The following is a 16,801-nucleotide window of genomic DNA, read 5'->3' as shown; positions in this document are numbered from 1 at the left end:
TAGCAGCGGATGGTGAACTTGCCGAACCCGATCAGCGATCTCCCGGTCCTTCGCAGATGGCTGGGCGGCTCAGAGTCGCATCCACTGCGCTGGTACTTCGAGTACCGTCGTCCGGACCTGCATCCGGCCGTCGTTACGGCTTGGTGGAAGAGCCCAATCTTGGTGCCCGTGGAGCAGACTTTGTCCATTCTGGAGGCAGCCGCGCCGGCAGGGTTGGGTGGCAAGCGTCGAGACTTCCGCGGGTTCACGGACATGAGCGAAGCAGGGATGCGGCACTTCCGGACGCACCTCGCCGAGTTGACTGTTGCCTCACAACTGGCCGAGGCCGGCGTTCCGTTCCGGTTCAATACCGACGAGGGGCCTGATCTGCTCCTGCAATGCGGCCGTGAGACTCTCGGTATAGAGGTCGGCTCCCGACAGCCGCGGAGTGTCTCTGACCTCACCCACGCCTTGATCCGAGGTCTGCGGGAACGCGGTCTGCCGGCAGCAGTCACCATACGCACAGACCCCGTCCCACCCGTGACTATCAGAGATAGCGTCCGGGACACGGTGATAGAGGCGTTCCTTCCTGCCGACGGCAGCCTTGGCGTCACTTCCTTGCGCGTCGAGGCAGCCCCGGCCCGCCCCGAAGACGGCATTCCGGCTTCCTGGCTGTCCATCCAGGTCAGCCGCGGCAATGGCTTCACGACCATGGCTGCCCCGTTCAAGAGTCCTCACGTCACCGCGATGGCGAAGGACGTGGCCTCCGGGGTACTCCGGGAGAAGCGTAAGCGGCGCCAAGCCAAACTGATGCCGACCGTACTGATCGTTGACCTGAGCGGTGGCGACCTGCCGGATCTACGGTCCTGGCCAGATGCATTCGATAGCCTTTGGGAAACCGACGACCACTTCCTCGCCGTCGGCGGGATGACCATCAGTACGCGCAGCCGGATACCCAAGCTGCGGTTCTCGGTGAACCCCTTTGCGGATCAACCGGCGCTGGACCGGGTCACCGCGGCGGTGTCCAAGTGCGTCATCTTTGCCGATCTGGCCGATCAGTTGAAGGAATAACAACGTCCCACGTACCAAAGGGTGTTACACAAGGCTGCGTTCGCGCAGTGCAGGGCCTTGTGTAACACCCTTTATCAGGAACTCTCGGCCTGGCCAAGCGGCGCACTTTGCGCATCCTCGTAGCCGCGATGTCACTGCACATCGCAGGTGTGAACTGGGCCGCGAAGGAAAGATCGAGGGCACGCGAGGATGGACCGCACGATAGAGCTCCGCTCACGAGAGATCTGCCAGGATGATTTCTGGCAGATCATCGCCGAGATGTCCGTCAAGTATGCCGAGCAGCTCGGTGAGCGCTACGCAGCAAGGCGTACGGAGTCGTTTTCAGCTCGATTTCGCGATGGCGGCGCAGGAATCCACATCGGGTAGACCGTGGTCTTCGTCCGCGGATCGCGTCCGCGGTGCACGTGGATCTCCCGAATCAACTTCCGCAAAATGACACGCTGATCGTCTGGCACCGCTACATCGAAGACCTCCATGGCCGAAGCTACTGCCGTTGGCTCTGGTGCCGGAATGATGGCCGGTTGCTCTGCCAACTTCCGGCGGATTCGCTTCATCTCGTCGTGAAGCGCGCTCGTGCGTGCTTCGTAACTGGCTCGCCGGCGCCGAGCAGCGTCAGCGCTGATCAGTTCGTCCATCACCGCGTCGGTCAACTTGTCCTCCTTGCGGCGCAGATCCGAGATTTCCCGCTCTATGGCATCAAGCCGCGCGGATTCGTCACCCTCACCTGCTTCCGGTGTGGCGGCCCGAGTATGGACCTGCGTGATCCGGGCCGGCAGGCTCCGCGCCCCGTCGACGTCCCGCGCGATCTGCTCCGCCAGGAAGCCCCGTACTGCTGCTTCTGCTGTCTCTAGAGTGACGTACACGCCATTACCCGGGCAGTCCTTGAACTTCATGTGACGCGTGCAGCGAAAGAGCACGTCGCGGGGGTCGGGTTTCCCGTCTTGCCACGGCCTTTGAACGCGCCTGGCGCGCAGCATCGAGTGCATGCCCTCTCCGCAAGCTGCGCACTTGAGGACGCCGGACACGCTGTACTTCGCCCGATGGCTGTGGTTCCTGTCGTCCTTGTCCCGGCCGCTCAGGCGGCGTTCGACGTAGGCATCCCAGACTCGCTCGGCCTCCACCTCATCGTTGAAGACAGCTTCGTGCTTGCCCTTGTAGTAGAGATACGACGTGATGTCCCGATGAGTGCTCTTGCGCTTCTTTTTCGTTGTGCCGTCCTCGCGGACGATCACCGTGTGCAACTCTTCTGGGAGCGTGTACCGGACGAAGCCGAGAGCGAATCCGCTGTCCAGGATGGAGTAGAGGTCACCGGCGTCGATCGGGCGACCCGTCCAGTTCACGAGCCCCTTGGCGCGTAGCCACAGCACCATGCTCCTGACCGAGACGCCGTCCGCGTAGTCCTTGTAGAGCGTGATGTAGATGGACCTGTACGTCGGGTCCAGTTTGAGGATGCCCGCTTTGCACTTGGGGCACTTGTCCATCGGCTTGCCGCGCTCCGGGGACGGGCACGTGTCACAGCGGTAGTAGCCGAACTTGCCGCGGGTGGCGCCGCCGTGGGGGAGACCGTGCTGCTTGCGGCGCTCGATGGTGTCCTTCCACTGGTCGCTCTTCTGGTTGGACTCCAACTCGGCGATGTTGAGCATCTGCGCGATGGCGAAGCGGCCGATGGTCGTCTTGCCGTCGAAGTCCTCCCTCGCGGCGCGCACCTCAATGCCGTAGGCCATGAGGTCGTCGAGGTGTTGGAGGCTTTCTTTGAGGTTGCGACCGAAGCGGGACCAGATCCACAGGATCAGCACGTCGAACTTGCGATCGCGAGCCATCTGCTTGATCTCGTCGATCTTGCGCTCTTCGAACTCTCGACCGGACTCGCCCAGGTCCATGATCGGCTCGATGTCGACATCGATGTCGTTAGCCTCGGCCAGCTTACGGGCATGCGTCACCTGCAGCTCGGGGCTGATCATGTCGGCCCGTGCGACGGACACGCGGACGTAGATGATGCCGCGTCGGCGGCGAGGCGAAGCCGATGTGTCGGCGTCCGGCGCAGGGCGCAGGCGTATGGGGGTGGAGACAGGGGCCATGTGGTGCTCACGCCTTTCAAGTCGGGGTCGTGAACATCCGGTGGCGGACCGGAGGGCACGGGCCCCAGCGGGAGCGGCAGACCCTAGTAGTGAATTCCGGCCGCGACGAACGAGGCGCCGAACATGGCGACCACGTGCTGGGCGCCGAGCCCGATCGTGCGCGGCCAGGACAGCCGCTCGTCGGGACGGACGACGGCACCGGGGGCCGGGGTGCGCCCGTCGCCGTGCAGTTTCCAGCGGACGCCGAGGTCCATGTGCGCACTCTGCTTTCTGTGGTGCCGGTGTGGCTCGAATTGATCGCCTCATGTTAATGCGACGTAAGTGCGAGTTCTTGCCGTGACCGTTGCCTGACGCGGCGGGCGGATCTACGCTCCCTTCCGGTCCATATGGCGAACGCTGTTCACATCCATGACTGAGATGACTGGAGTGTGTGATGCGCGCAAGATCCCGGATGCGCCTCGGTGCGCTGGTCACGGCGGCGGCCGCGCTCGCCGCCGTGCTGCTTCCCACCGCCGGCGCCGCCGCCCGTGAGTCCGCCCCTCGAACCGCCGTCCTCGACGGCAAGCGCCTCCAGCAGACCAGGCTGCGGCTCGCCCACGGCGATCCCGCGCTCCGGGCGGCCGTCCGGGACCTGAGCGCTCGCGCGGACGGCTGGCTCGACCAGGGCCCCTGGACGGTCGTCGACAAGCCGAAGCCCGCGCCGGGCGGCGACGTCCACGACTATCTGAGCCAGGCGCCGTACTGGTGGCCGTCGACCGCCCCCACCGCCGACAACCCGTGGGGCTGCCCGTACGTGCAGAAGGACGGGCAGCGCAATCCGGAGGTCGACACCGGCACCGACCGGCAGGACGTCGAGAAGGTCTTCGACTCCACCTACGACCTGGCCCTGGCCTGGTACTACACGGGCAAGAAGGAGTACGCGGTCAAGGCCGGACAGGTCTTGCGCACCTGGTTCCTCGACGCGGACACGAAGATGAACCCGAACCTGGACCACGCCCAGTTCATCCCGTGCAAGTACGACGGCCGCGCCATCGGCATCATCGACTTCTCCCAGTCGTACACGAGCGTGGTCGACGCCGTCGCACTCCTCGCGGACGGCGCCCCCGGCTGGTCGAGGAGCGACCGCGCGGGCATGGGGGAGTGGAACGAGGACTTCCTCGACTGGCTGGTGAACAGCGACTTCGGCAAGCAGGAGGGCGCCGCCGACAACAACCACGGGACCTTCTACGACATGCAGGTCGCGGCCCTCGCCTACGCGACCGGTGACACCGGCCTCGCGCGCCGCACCGTCCTCGACGCCCGGGCGAAGCGCATCGACTCCCAGATCGCGGCCGACGGCACGCAGCCGCAGGAGCTGGCCCGCACCCGCAGTTGGCACTACTCGACCTTCGACCTCGTCGCCTACACCAGGCTCGCCGCCATCGGCCGCCACGTCGGCGTCGACCTGTGGGCGTACCGGGGGCCCGACGGGCAGAGCCTGTTCAAGGCCGTGGACATCCTGCTGCCCGCGGCGACCGGCGCGGCCGCCTGGCCGTACCCGGAGCTGGAGTTCAAGCGGTTCGCGGCGAGCGACGTCGTGCACGCGGCGGCCGACGCCGGCGACGCGGCGGCCCGGGCCGCCGTCCCGCACCTGGAGACACCGCCCGGCGGCGACCTCTGGGCGCTGCGGCCGGCCGCCGAGCAGCTGGACTCGATCGCCGGATGACGGCTGAGGCCCAGGTCACGCCGGTGGACTGAGCGTTTGCTTAGTTCAAGGTCGTACGATGGGGCTCTCGTACGCACCGCACCAGGAGCCCCATCCGTGACCGCCGAAGCCCTCGCCGTCCCCGCCGTCCGCCACGGCCGTCTCGTCCCCGTCACCGTCCACTTCGACGACCTCGACGCGCTCGGCCTGCTGCACAACGCCCGCTATCCCGTGATGGTCGAGCGCGCCTGGGGCGCGCTGTGGAACGCGCGCGGCCTCGTCTTCGAGGGCGACTGGGAGGCCGCGGGCGACTTCTGCAACGCGGTCAAGGAGTTCACGATCACCTACGACGCCCCGGTCAAGGCGCCCGGCGGCTACGCCGTGGAGCTCTGGCTCGACCGGCTCGGCAGGACCGGTCTGACGTACGGTTTCCGGTTCTGCTCGGCCGACGGCACGGTCACGTACGCGCGCGGGACGCGCGTCCTGGTCCGACTGGACCCGGCGACGCTGCGCCCCGCGCCGTGGAGCGAGGAGTTCAGGGCTTCGGGGCAGGATCTGCTGCGCCCGCAGGGCTGACCTCGGCCGGCTTCGCGCGCGGTCCGTCGCTCGCCCTGAGAACCCCGGCGAACGCCACCAGGCCGCAGGCCAGCACCGTCACCACCCCGAACGACACCATCAGGCTGGTCGCCTCGGCGACCCCGCCGATCAGGCTGGGGGCGATCAGGCCCGAGGTGTACGTGACGGTCGCGACGCCCGCGATGGCCTGACTGGGGTTCGGCCCGCTGTGCCCGGCCGCGGCGAAGCAGAGCGGCACGACGACCGCGATGCCTAGCCCCATCATCGCGAACCCGCCCATCGCCACGGCCGGATGCCCCGCCAGCACGATCAGCAGGCCGCCGGCCGCCGCGAGCGCCCCGCCCGCCCGGACCGTGCGCACCGCGCCGAACCGGTTCACCGTCACGTCGCCGGCCAGCCGGGCCACCGCCATGGTCAGCATGAAGCCGGTGGTGCAGGCCGCGGCGAGACCGGCCGAGGTGTCCAGCTGGTCCCGCAGGTACACCGCAGACCAGTCGAGGCTCGCGCCCTCCGCGAAGACCGCGCAGAACCCGACGGCGCCGATGAGCAGCGCCGCGCGCGGCGGCAGCGCGAACCGCGGCGGCGGCTCCTCGTCCTCCGTCGGCCGCAGGTCGAGCACCCACCGGCAGGCCACGGCACCGAGCACGGTCAGCACGAGGGCGGCCAGGACGTGGTGCACGCGCGCGTCCGAGCCCATGTGCGCGGCGATCGTGCCCGCCGCCGAACCGATCAGCGCTCCCGCGCTCCACATGCCGTGCAGGCTGGACATGATCGACCGGTGGAGCCGCTGCTCGACCTCCACCCCCAGCGCGTTCATGGCCACGTCCGCCATGCCGGACGTGGCGCCGTACGTGAACATCGCCAGGCACAGCGTCCACAGGTTCGGCGCGAGCGCGGGCAGCACCAGCGCCAGCGTCCACAGGGCGAGCAGCCCGCGCAGCGCGGTGCGGCTGCCGTACCGGTGGGTCACCCGTCCGGCCAGCGGCATCGCGACCGCCGCCCCGAACGCGGTGAAGGCGAGCGCGAACCCGAGCTGTCCGGCGCTCACCCCGGTGTGGTCCTGGATCCAGGGCACCCGGGTCGCGAACGATCCCGTCACCGATCCGTGGATGCAGAAGACGGCGGCGACGGCGTACCGCGCCCGCTTCACTTCCTGCGGCACGTGCGTGCCGTCGGTCATTCCGTAAGCCATCCGTCGGGCCCTCCCCAGGCGTCCCCTCAGCGTGCCGCCGTAAACTATCAGGAACCCTGCCTGATAGTTAGTGCGTTTCCGCGTAGGATCCCGCCATGCCCGCATCGCCGAGGACCGCCCGAGCCATCAACGACCGGCTCGCGCTGCGTCTGCTCCAGGAGGAAGGCCCGCTCACCGCGGGCCAGTTGAAGGAGCTCACCGGCCTGTCCCGGCCCACCGTCGCCGACCTCGTCGAGCGCCTCACCGACTCAGGCCTTATCTCGGTGGTCGGGGAGGCGGGCGCCCAGCGGCGCGGACCGAACGCCCGGCTCTACGGGATCGTCGCCGACCGCGCCCACCTCGCCGCGCTCGACGTCCGCACGGAGGGCGTGCGCCTGGTCGTCGCCGATCTGCTCGGCTCGGTCCTCGCCGAGGCGTCCCTGCCGGTCGAGGCCGGCGAGGAGACCGGGGCGGCCGTCGAGCGCGCGGTCGCCCTCGTCGAGCGGACGGCGAAGGAGGCGGGCGCCGAGCGGCTGCACACCGTCGGCGTCGGCGCGCCCGGACTCATCGACCCCGCCACCGGCGCACTGCGGGACTCGTCGGGACTGCCGGAATGGCACCGGCGGCTCGTCGAGGCGCTCCAGGAGCGGCTGCCCGCCCGCGTGCTGGTGGAGAACGAGACGAACCTGGCCGCCCTCGCCGAGCAGCGGGACGGCGTCACGCGCGACCGCGACACGTTCGTCCTGCTCTGGCTCGGCCTCGGGATCGGGGCGGCGGTCGTCCTCGACGGGAAGCTGCGCCGCGGTGCCTCCGGCGGCACCGGCGAGGTGGGCTTCCTGCCGGTGCCGGGGACGACCGGGCTGCCCTCGGCCACCGGCTGCGACGGCGGGTGGCACTCGCTGGCCGGATCCGCCGCCATCCTCGACCTGGCCGCCGGGCACGGGCTCGCGGCGGCCGGGGAGCCGGTGGAGCGGGCCGCGGACGTGGTGCGGGAGGCCGTCGCGGACGGCGCGAGCGGGTTCCTCGACGCGCTGGCCGACCGGGTGGTGCTGGGCGCCGCCGCCGTGGTGGCCGTGCTCGATCCGGGCTGCGTCGTCCTCGCGGGCGAGGTGGGCCGGGCCGGCGGCGCACCGCTCGCCGAGCGCGTCGCGGCCCGGCTCGCGGTGATGTCGCCCCTCGCCACGGAGGTCCGGGCGGGGGAGCTGGGGGGCGGGGCGGTGCTGCGGGGCGCCCTGCTGATGGCGCGGGAGGCCGCGCAGGACGACGTCTTCGCACCGCGCACGCACCCCTCCGGCGCCTGAGGACAGGGGGCGGGGAGGGGTGCCGGGCCGTCCGGGCGTGGTCAGCGCCGGGTCATGAACTCCTCGAACGACCGCTTCCCCACCGCCCGTTCGGGCGTCAGGTGCCCGCCCTCGCGGAACGCCCGGTACGTCTTCCCCGCCAGCGGGACGCTGAGCACCGCCCGCTTCTTGCCCGTCGCCCTGAGATACGTACGGGCCAGTTCCTCGAACGTGCGCACTTCGGGACCGCCCATGTCCGCCACCCGCCCCGCCGGCGGCCGCAGCGCCAGCTCGGCCAGCCGGTCGGCCACTTCGGACACCTCGATCGGCTGGTCGCCGACGCCCGCCGGCAGCAGCATCACCGGCAGCTTGGCGAAGCCTCGCAGAACACCGCGGACCAGGTCGTGGAACTGGGTCGTGCGCAGCACCGTCCAGCCGAGCCCCGACTCCTCGACCAGCCGCTCCACCGCGTGCTTCGTCCGGTAGTAGCCGAACGGCACCCGGTCCACGCCGACGATCGAGATGTAGACGAGGTGCCCCACGCCCGCCCGGCGCGCGGCCGCGATCAGGTTCGCCGCGGCCTTCTCGTCGCCGCCGGTCTGTGTCGACGCGCAGTGCACGATCACGTCCACGTCCGCCACGGCCAGGTCCAGGCCGGGACCGCCCTTGCGCAGGTCTACGGCGTACGGCTGCGCATGCCTGCTCAGCACCCGTACCTCGTGCTCCGTCGCGCGCAGCCGCTCGGTGACGAGCCGGCCGAGCGTGCCGGTTCCGCCGGTCACCAGGATCGTGGTCATTGCCGCATCAGCTCCTTCGGGCAGGGGTGCCCCCTCGTGGAACACCCTCCGACAACTGAGAACCGATGGGCCCGCGGAAATGTGACATCCGGGTGCAGCGCGGTGCGCGCGACCGCCACCACACAACCGCGGTTACGTGTCCTGCGCCGCAGGTCAGCAGGCCCCCTGGTCCTGCCAGACGCCCCAGTCACCGGTCGTCCCCGGCTCCTCGCCCTTCGTCCACCACTTCGCCTTCCAGGAGTGGCCTTCGTGCGCGACGACGGTGCCGCTGCCGTACTCGGCGGTGGCCGTCCACTCCGGGACGGTGCAGGTTCCCCCGCCGGGCGTGGGCGTGGGCGTCGGCGTGCCGGGTCCGGCGCCCGGCTCCACGACGCTCGTGCCGCGCGCCAGGTCACCGGCGAGCGCGTACGTCTTCCCGTCGAAGGTCACCGTCCAGTTGGAGGGCGTCGACACGGGCAGGTAGTACACGAAGTCGAGCGTCACCGAGGCGCCGGGAGCCAGCGTCTGCCAGGCCGGCAGCTTCAGCGAGACGCGGTGGTAGTCGCCCTTCAGGCCGCCCACGTTGCTGCCGCTGTGGTCGCTGCGCACGATCGTCGTGCCGAACCCGGACTGGTCCTTGGCGTTGCCCGGGGCCGACGTGCCGTAGTCGAACCGGAACTCCGTGCCGCCCGGCAGCGTCGCCTTCGTGTTGTTGGTGATCTTCACCTTGGGCGAGATCGGGTAGTTGGAGTCGCCCAGCGGGAACTCGCCGAAGTTCACGTCGACGTCCAGCGCCTCGGCCGGCAGGTCGATCGTCGAACGCTTCGCGCCGTACGGCTTCGCGGACTTGAACGCGTCGTAGAGCGTGGAGGTCAGGGTGTCACCGGGCTCGTACTGCCCCTTGGCGGCGTTCCATCCGTAGTCGCCCGCGAGCTCCCAGATCATCGTGCCGCCGATGCCGCGGTCGGCGACGTAGTCCGCCTTCGCGGCCACCGACTGCTCGTCCTCCGTCGACAGGAAGACCTTCTTCTCGGAGTTCCACAGCCAGGGCGCGACGAGCGTGGAGTCGTAGTTGCGCTGGTAGGTCCCGGTGAGCTTGGTGTCGGCGGGGAAGCCGTACGTGGTCACGTAGTCCCCGACGATCCCCTTCTCCAGGTTCTTCGCGTGCCACATCGGGTTGGAGCCGGCCGGGGCCTCCTTGCCGTTCGTGTCGAGGTCGTGCCAGAGGTTGTCGATGCCGACGGCGCCGTCCCCGCACTTCGTCAGCCCCGCCCCGGCCGGACAGTCCGTGGCCGGCGCCCTGCCCCACAGCCCCGCCGTGCCGCCCTGCACGTTCTTGAACCCCCGGGTGTAGTAGGGGAGTCCGATGTTGATGCGGCCGGCCGGCATCGAGCCGCGGAAGTAGTGGTACGCCCAGTCGGTGTTCAGATAGCCGATCCCGCCGTACTGGGACGTCGAGTACACCCCCGCCGAGGCGAGCTCGGCGTCCTTGCCGTCGTCGAACAGCGAGGCGTTCGGACCGACGTACTCGTTCCAGGCGCCGTGCAGGTCGTACGACATGATGTTGACGTAGTCCAGGTACTTCTGGACCTGGAAGGTCTCCATGCCGCGCAGCAGGTACCCGGACGACGGCGCCGCCACCGACAGCAGGTAGTGCTTGCCGTCGGCCGCGCCCGCCCGGTCCAGCTTTTCGCGCAGCGTCTTCATCAGCGCCGCGTAGCCCTTCACCAGACCGGCGCGGCGGGCGTTGGCGAGGGACTGGTCGAGCGGGTTGCCCGCGTCCTTCATGGTGGTCGGGTACTCGTAGTCGATGTCGACGCCGTTGAAGCCGTACTTCTCGACGAACGCGACCGCCGAGTCGGCGAACGTGTCGATGCCCGCCTGGTTGACGCTGCCGTCGGCGTTCGTCGCCATCGAGTAGAAGCCGCCCGAGTCGACGCGCTTGCCGTCGTCGCCGAAGTAGCCGCCCGTCTCGGCCCAACCGCCCACGGAGATCAGGGTCTTGACGTTCGGATGCTGCTTCTTGAACTTGGTGAGCAGATTGAAGTGACCCTTGTAGGGGAGGTCCGGGTCCATCTCGGCGCCCGCGACGCCCGGCCAGGTCATGCCCGTCGCGGCGTTCTTCGCGGAGTCGGCGCCGACCGAGATCCGGTTGCCCGCATCGACGTGCGCGAAGGCGTAGTTGAGGTGGGTGACCTTGTCCCACGGGATGTCGGACGCGAGGTAGGCGGGCGTCCCGTCCTGCCCGGTGCGCCAGCCCGTGAAGTAGCCGATGACGCGGCGCTGGTGGTCCGCGCCCATCTTCTCGCGGCCGTCCGTGTCGTAGACCGAGCAGTAGGGGACCGAGACGCCGGGCGTCTCGTACAGGCCGTCGGGGCGACAGGACTCCTGGTCCGCGGCCTGCGACGCGGTCGCGGGCAGTGAGGCGAGCAGCAGGCCCGCCACGGCGGCCGCTCCGGCGAGCAGGGCCGGTCTGGGTGGTCTGGGGAACGGCACGGCGGTTCCTCCCGGGGAAGGGATCGGTGGTGCACGGCTGGAGTTGCGAGGGTTGCGAGGAACCTAAGAGGACTAGACCACGCCGTCAATAGGTCTGTACCAATCTCAACGATCGGCGGGGAGGGGTGAGTTGGCGCCGTATTCCCGGCCGCGCCCGAAAACCATCGAAGCGGGCTGTGAGTCAGCCCACAGCATTCGCATGCATGCACATCGATCGGACGTGGCACACTGGCCCTGTACCAGAAGCAGCGCACTCCGGGGTCGGTGAAAGTCCGAACCGGCGGTTACAGTCCGCGACCCGGTCACGTCCAGTGACCGGTTGACCAGGTGAAATTCCTGGACCGACGGTTAAAGTCCGGATGGGAGGCAGTGCGCGGCGGGCGGGCACCCAGTGTGCGCGTCGCCGTCTGTTCCGGGCACCCGACGGGTGTCCCGCTCTCGGCGTCGTCGTTCCCGGTGTCGTCGCCCGTACGTTCTGTCGTCGTCGTACGACAGTGCCCCGGAGTCTGTGCCCGTAGAGGGAGGACCCGGGAAGTGTTCACCGGAATCGTCGAAGAGCTGGGCGAGATCACGGCCGTCGAGAACCTCGGCGACCCGGTTGAGGCGTCCCGCTTCCGCGTCCGCGGCCCCGTCGTCACCGAAGGCGCCAAGCACGGTGACTCCATCGCGGTCAACGGGGTCTGTCTCACCGTCGTGGAGCACGACGGGGACGAGTTCACGGCGGACGTCATGGCCGAGACCCTCAAGCGCTCCAGCCTCGGCGCGCTCACCGCGGGCTCCCGCGTCAACCTCGAACGCCCGATGATCGCCGACGGCCGCTTCGGCGGACACGTCGTGCAGGGCCACGTCGACGGCACCGGCACCATCGTCGGGCGCACCCCCTCCGAGCACTGGGAGATCGTCAAGATCTCGCTCCCCGCCGGGCTGGCCAGGTACGTCGTCGAGAAGGGCTCGATCACGGTCGACGGCGTCAGCCTGACCGTCGTCGACGCCGCCGACGACCACTTCACCATCAGCCTCATCCCCACCACCCTCGCCCTGACCACGCTCGGCCTGAAGCAGGCGGGCGACCCGGTCAACCTCGAGGTCGACGTCATCGCGAAGTACGTCGAGCGCATGCTCGGCGACCGGATCGGCTCCAACGGCGGCTCCGACGACACCAACGGCACTGACGGGGGCACCAAGTGAACTGGCTCAACTCCGAGGCCTTCACGATATTCGGCCAGCACATCCTCTGGTCCGACATGATCGGCAACGTGATCGGCCTGATCGCCCTCGCGCTCGGCTGGCGCCGCTCCATCTGGACCTGGCCCGCCCAGCTGGTCTCCGGCGCGATCCTGCTCACCGCCTTCGCCACCGCCCACCTCTCGGGCAGCGCGGGCAAGCAGCTCGTCGTCATCGTCGTCGCCCTGTTCGGCTGGTGGCAGTGGAACCGCGGCAAGGGCAAGGCGCAGGACGGCTCCATCGCCGTCCGCTTCGCCAGCTGGCGCGAGCGCGGCGTCCTGGTCGGCGCCGCCGCCGTCGGCACGCTCGCCGTGGGCGGCCTGTTCACCGCGTTCCCCGAGCTGTCCTGGGACCCGTGGCCGGACGCGTACATCTTCGTCGGCACGATCGTCGCCATGTACGCACAGGCCCGCGGCATGGTCGAGTTCTGGTTCGCCTGGCTCCTGGTCGACGCCGTCGGCGTCCCGCTGAACTTCGCCAACGGCTTCGCCTTCTCCGGCTTCGTCTACGTCATCTACGGCGCGCTCGTCCTGTGGGGCATGCGCGACTGGTGGCTGCGGTCCCGCGCGGCCGCGGCCCCCGCCCCTGCGCTCGAAGGAGCCCACGCATGAGCACGGCAGCCCACCTGTACGAGGTCACCGACGACACCGACCTCACGCTCGACCCGATCGAGCAGGCCCTCCGCGACATCGCCGCCGGCCGCCCCGTCGTGGTCGTCGACGACGAGGACCGGGAGAACGAGGGCGACCTCGTCGTCGCCGCCGAGATGATCACCCCCGAGATCGTCGCCTTCATGATGAGCGAGTGCCGCGGCCTGATCTGCGCCCCCATGGAGGGCGACGAGCTCGACCGGCTCGACCTCCCGCAGATGGTCGACGACAACACCGAGTCGATGAAGACGGCCTTCACCGTCTCCGTCGACGCCTCCGGCGCCCACGGCGTCACCACCGGCATCTCCGCCGCCGACCGCGCCACGACGCTCCGGCTGCTCGCCTCCGGCGATGCGCAGCCGGGTGACTTCGTCCGGCCCGGCCACATCTTCCCGCTGCGTGCCAGGCCCGGCGGCGTCCTCGTGCGCAACGGCCACACCGAGGCCGCCGTCGACCTCGCCCGGCTCGCGGGCCTGCGCCCGGCCGGCGCCATCGTCGAGATCGCCGGCGAGGACGGCGTCATGCTGCGGCTGCCCGAACTCGTCCCGTTCGCCCGCAAGCACGGCCTGACGATCATCTCCATCGAGGACCTGATCGCCTACCGCCGCTCGTCCGAGCCCACGGTCAAGCGCGAGGCCACCGTCCAGCTCCCCACCGCCTTCGGCGAGTTCACGGCCTACGGCTACCGCTCCACGGTCGACGGCGTCGAGCACGTCGCCCTCGTCCACGGCGAGATCGGCGGCGCCGACGAGGATGAGCCCGTCCTCGCCCGGATCCACTCCGAGTGCCTCACCGGCGACGTCTTCCACTCGCTGCGCTGCGACTGCGGCCCCCAGCTGGAGGAGTCCATGCGCCGCATCGTCGAGGAGGGCCGCGGCGTCGTCGTCTATCTGCGCGGCCACGAGGGCCGCGGCATCGGCCTCCTGTCCAAGCTGCGCGCCTACGAGCTCCAGGAGCAGGGCCGCGACACCCTCGACGCCAACCTGGAACTCGGGCTGCCCGCCGACGCCCGCGACTACGCGGCAGGCGCCCAGATCCTCGCCGACCTCGGCGTGCGCGGCCTGCGCCTGCTGACCAACAACCCCGACAAGGTCGACGCCCTCACCCGGCACGGCCTCAAGGTCACCGCCCGCGAGCCGATGCCGATCACGGCGGGCGAGCACAACCTCCGGTACCTGCGCACCAAGCGGGACCGGATGGGCCACGACCTGCCGTGGCTGGACGCGCCCCGCACGTCGGCCTGCAGCAACCAGTAGCCCAACCAGTAGTCCAACCAGCAGTCCAAGCAGTAGTTCCTGACTCCTGACTCCCTTAATTCATCTACGTACGTACGAGGAGAAGCGCGTGAGCGGCAAGGGTGCACCCGAACTGAGCGTGAAGAACTGCGGCGACCTGCGCGTGGCCGTCATCGCCGCCCAGTGGCACGAGAAGGTCATGGACGGGCTCGTCGACGGAGCGCTGCGCGCCCTGAACGAACTGGGCATCAGCGAGCCCACCGTCCTGCGCGTCCCCGGCAGCTTCGAGCTGCCCGTCGTCGCCAAGGTCCTCGCGGGCCGCGGATACGACGCGATCGTCGCGCTCGGCGTCGTCATCCGCGGCGGCACCCCGCACTTCGAGTACGTGTGCCAGGGCGTCACCAACGGACTGACCCAGGTCTCCGTCGACACCGGCGTCCCGATCGGTTTCGGCGTGCTGACCTGCGACACCGAGGAGCAGGCGCTCGACCGCGCGGGCATCGAGGGCTCGAACGAGGACAAGGGCCACGAAGCGGTCACCGCGGCCGTCGCCACCGCGACCACGCTGCGTACGGTCTCCGAGCCCTGGCGTTAAGGGGGGCGGGAGAGCCGCGTAAAGTAGACGCCACCATGTCCAATAAGACGTTCGAGGAGCTCTTCACCGAGCTCCAGCAGAAGGCCGCCACGGGCGACCCCGCCACTTCCCGCACCGCAGAGCTGGTCGGCAAGGGCGTCCATGCCATCGGCAAGAAGGTCGTCGAGGAGGCCGCCGAAGTCTGGATGGCCGCCGAGTACGAGGGCAAGGAAGCCGCCGCCGAGGAGATCTCGCAGCTCCTCTACCACGTCCAGGTGATGATGGTCGCCCGCGGCATCTCCCTCGACGACGTGTACGCGCACCTCTGAGCCGTACGCCGCACCTGTCAGCCAGCCCGACCCACCCGTCACGCAAAGGAATCCGACCTCATGCTGCGCATCGCCGTCCCCAACAAGGGTTCACTGTCCGGACCTGCGTCGGCGATGCTCCATGAGGCCGGATACCGGCAGCGCAAGGAGTCCAAGGAACTCGTCACGGTCGACCCCGGCAACGAGGTCGAGTTCTTCTACCTGCGCCCCAAGGACATCGCGATCTACGTGTCCTCCGGCAAGCTCGACATCGGCATCACCGGACAGGACCTGCTGATCGACTCCGGCGCGAACGCCGAGACGATCCTGCCGCTCGGCTTCGCCCGCTCCACCTTCCGCTTCGCGTCCCGCCCCGGCGCGGTCAAGGACCTCGCCGACCTCGCGGGCCGCACCATCGCCACCTCCTACGAGGGCATCGTCGGCAAGTACCTCGCCGAGCGCGGCGTGGACGCGTCCGTGGTCCACCTCGACGGCGCCGTCGAGACCGCCATCGAGCTCGGCGTCGCCGACGCGATCGCCGACGTCGTCGAGACCGGCACCTCGCTGCGCAACGCGGGCCTCGAAGTCTTCGGCGACCCGATCATGCGGTCCGAGGCGTGCGTGATCCGCCGCAAGGGCGCGGACCTCGACGAGACCGTCGAGCCCAAGGTGCAGCAGTTCCTGCGCCGCCTGCAGGGCGTCCTCGTCGCCCGGACGTACGTGATGATGGACTACGACTGCCGCGCCGAGCACCTGGAGAAGGCGGTCGCCCTCACCCCCGGCCTGGAGTCCCCCACGGTCTCCCCGCTGCACAACGAGGGCTGGGTCGCCGTCCGCGCGATGGTCCCCGCCAAGGACGCGCAGCGCATCATGGACGACCTGTACGCCCTCGGCGCGCGGGCCATCCTCACCACGGCCATCCACGCCTGCCGCCTCTGAGGACGCTCCGCATGTCTGACGTACCCGACCTTCCCGTCACGTTCCGGCCCGGGCGCACCCGCGTCATCCTGCACGCGCTCGGTGCCGCCTGCTTCGTGACGATCACCGTCATCGCGCTCATCCTCAACGGCATGAGCCCCGGGGAGCGCATCTCCTTCGTCTTCACCGCGGCCCTCTTCTGGGGCGTGCTCGGACTGCTGGCCCGCCCCAAGGTCGTCGCCGACGACCAGGGCGTCACCGTCGTCAACGTCGCGCGCAGCCGCCGGCTGTCCTGGGCGGAGATCGTCCAGGTCAACCTGCGGCCCGGCGACCCGTGGGTGTTCCTCAACCTCACCGACGGCACCAGCCTGGCCGCGATGGGCATCCAGCCCGGCATCGCCAAGCACTCCGCCATCCGCGACGCGAAGGCCCTCCGGGCCCTGACCGAGGCCGCCCACACGGGACTTCGGGGCTGACCCGTTCAGGGCTGACTGAGGGGGGCGACCCCCGGGCCCCAGCCGGTCGGCCGGTTGTGGGGGGCGTTTGAAGTTCGGGGCTCACTCAGAGGCCCACGCCCTGACGCTCTCGCCCATGTCTTGATTAATCTGGTGGTGGGGCGTGCGCCGAGAGCCGCCCCGCCCCTGAAGCGCCCCGACGGGCGTGACGCGCCCGGATGGGCGAGTCGGGGCTCCTGCTAACCGAGGAGTGACTCCCTCCAGCGATGGACGGATCGTCCGGTAGTACCTGCGCCGCCCCCTCCCGACATAGCGCGACCCGCTCG

General features: G+C 69.7%; 15 protein-coding genes, 1 pseudogene and 1 riboswitch. Of the genes and pseudogenes, 11 read left to right on the top strand and 5 right to left on the bottom strand.

Annotation, left to right across the window (positions count from 1 at the left end; genetic code table 11):
- The first annotated feature begins 168 nt into the window (after positions 1-168).
- Positions 169-1,050: a hypothetical protein gene (locus RBJ77_RS60475; RefSeq protein ID WP_372352717.1), complete on the top strand. Its 882-nt coding sequence runs from the start codon at positions 169-171 to the stop codon at positions 1,048-1,050.
- A gap of 293 nt (positions 1,051-1,343) precedes the next feature.
- Here the strand turns inward: RBJ77_RS60475 and RBJ77_RS60470 are convergent, their stop codons facing one another.
- Together RBJ77_RS60470 and RBJ77_RS60465 are read right to left on the bottom strand one after the other, a co-directional pair.
- A complete protein-coding gene (locus tag RBJ77_RS60470) occupies positions 1,344-3,128 on the bottom strand; it encodes a recombinase family protein (protein ID WP_372352716.1) in 1,785 nt (594 codons plus the stop codon).
- Between the two features lie 101 nt (positions 3,129-3,229).
- Positions 3,230-3,382: pseudogene (locus tag RBJ77_RS60465) on the bottom strand (nitrate reductase); the annotation flags it as partial.
- A 179-nt stretch (positions 3,383-3,561) separates the two neighbouring features.
- Here RBJ77_RS60465 and RBJ77_RS60460 point away from each other — a divergent pair.
- Together RBJ77_RS60460 and RBJ77_RS60455 are read left to right on the top strand one after the other, a co-directional pair.
- Positions 3,562-4,833 (top strand): alginate lyase family protein, encoded by a 1,272-nt coding sequence (locus RBJ77_RS60460; protein ID WP_372352715.1) that lies wholly within the window; start codon positions 3,562-3,564, stop codon positions 4,831-4,833.
- 96 nt (positions 4,834-4,929) lie between these two features.
- A complete protein-coding gene (locus RBJ77_RS60455; RefSeq protein WP_372352714.1) occupies positions 4,930-5,388 on the top strand; it encodes an acyl-CoA thioesterase in 459 nt (152 codons plus the stop codon).
- Here the strand turns inward: RBJ77_RS60455 and RBJ77_RS60450 are convergent.
- Positions 5,348-6,580: an MFS transporter gene (locus RBJ77_RS60450; RefSeq protein ID WP_372352713.1), complete on the bottom strand. Its 1,233-nt coding sequence runs from the start codon at positions 6,578-6,580 to the stop codon at positions 5,348-5,350. The two genes, RBJ77_RS60455 and RBJ77_RS60450, sit on opposite strands and share 41 nt — an antisense overlap.
- 95 nt (positions 6,581-6,675) lie before the next feature.
- Here RBJ77_RS60450 and RBJ77_RS60445 point away from each other — a divergent pair, with 95 nt between their 5' ends.
- Positions 6,676-7,860, top strand: a complete 1,185-nt coding sequence (locus RBJ77_RS60445) for an ROK family transcriptional regulator (RefSeq protein ID WP_372352712.1) — start codon at positions 6,676-6,678, stop codon at positions 7,858-7,860.
- 41 nt (positions 7,861-7,901) lie between these two features.
- Here RBJ77_RS60445 and RBJ77_RS60440 read toward each other — a convergent pair whose 3' ends face one another.
- Together RBJ77_RS60440 and RBJ77_RS60435 are read right to left on the bottom strand one after the other, a co-directional pair.
- Positions 7,902-8,636, bottom strand: a complete 735-nt coding sequence (locus tag RBJ77_RS60440) for an SDR family oxidoreductase (RefSeq protein WP_372352711.1) — start codon at positions 8,634-8,636, stop codon at positions 7,902-7,904.
- Positions 8,637-8,789: 153 nt separating this feature from the next.
- A complete protein-coding gene (locus tag RBJ77_RS60435) occupies positions 8,790-11,111 on the bottom strand; it encodes a chitinase C-terminal domain-containing protein (protein WP_372352710.1) in 2,322 nt (773 codons plus the stop codon).
- A 246-nt stretch (positions 11,112-11,357) separates the two neighbouring features.
- Positions 11,358-11,488, top strand: a riboswitch (FMN riboswitch).
- Between the two features lie 157 nt (positions 11,489-11,645).
- On the opposite strand from RBJ77_RS60435, the gene RBJ77_RS60430 reads away from it, so the two are divergent.
- The 7 genes from RBJ77_RS60430 to RBJ77_RS60400 all read left to right on the top strand — a co-directional run bounded on the left by RBJ77_RS60430 (position 11,646) and on the right by RBJ77_RS60400 (position 16,496).
- The gene (locus RBJ77_RS60430; RefSeq protein WP_372352709.1) at positions 11,646-12,299 is read left to right on the top strand and encodes a riboflavin synthase; all 654 of its coding nucleotides are present in this window, start codon (positions 11,646-11,648) and stop codon (positions 12,297-12,299) included.
- Entirely contained in the window at positions 12,296-12,946 is a 651-nt protein-coding gene (locus tag RBJ77_RS60425) for a nicotinamide mononucleotide transporter family protein (RefSeq protein WP_255967626.1), read from the top strand. Before RBJ77_RS60430 ends, RBJ77_RS60425 begins: the two co-directional genes overlap by 4 nt.
- Positions 12,943-14,241 (top strand): bifunctional 3,4-dihydroxy-2-butanone-4-phosphate synthase/GTP cyclohydrolase II, encoded by a 1,299-nt coding sequence (locus RBJ77_RS60420; protein WP_372352708.1) that lies wholly within the window; start codon positions 12,943-12,945, stop codon positions 14,239-14,241. Before RBJ77_RS60425 ends, RBJ77_RS60420 begins: the two co-directional genes overlap by 4 nt.
- A gap of 88 nt (positions 14,242-14,329) precedes the next feature.
- Positions 14,330-14,815, top strand: coding sequence for a 6,7-dimethyl-8-ribityllumazine synthase (gene ribH, locus RBJ77_RS60415; RefSeq protein ID WP_255967630.1), 486 nt, complete (start codon positions 14,330-14,332; stop codon positions 14,813-14,815).
- Between the two features lie 35 nt (positions 14,816-14,850).
- Positions 14,851-15,123, top strand: a complete 273-nt coding sequence (locus RBJ77_RS60410) for a phosphoribosyl-ATP diphosphatase (RefSeq protein WP_018534786.1) — start codon at positions 14,851-14,853, stop codon at positions 15,121-15,123.
- 60 nt (positions 15,124-15,183) lie between these two features.
- Entirely contained in the window at positions 15,184-16,041 is an 858-nt protein-coding gene (gene hisG / locus RBJ77_RS60405) for an ATP phosphoribosyltransferase (RefSeq protein WP_255967636.1), read from the top strand.
- 11 nt (positions 16,042-16,052) lie between these two features.
- Positions 16,053-16,496, top strand: a complete 444-nt coding sequence (locus RBJ77_RS60400) for a PH domain-containing protein (RefSeq protein ID WP_372352707.1) — start codon at positions 16,053-16,055, stop codon at positions 16,494-16,496.
- The last annotated feature ends 305 nt before the right edge of the window (positions 16,497-16,801 follow it).

Origin of the sequence: Streptomyces sp. KL116D (assembly GCF_030766975.1) — a bacterium.
Taxonomy (GTDB): Bacteria; Actinomycetota; Actinomycetes; order Streptomycetales; family Streptomycetaceae; genus Streptomyces; species Streptomyces longispororuber_A.
Note: the sequence above shows the minus strand (reverse complement) of the source record. Positions and strands in the feature narration are given on the sequence as shown.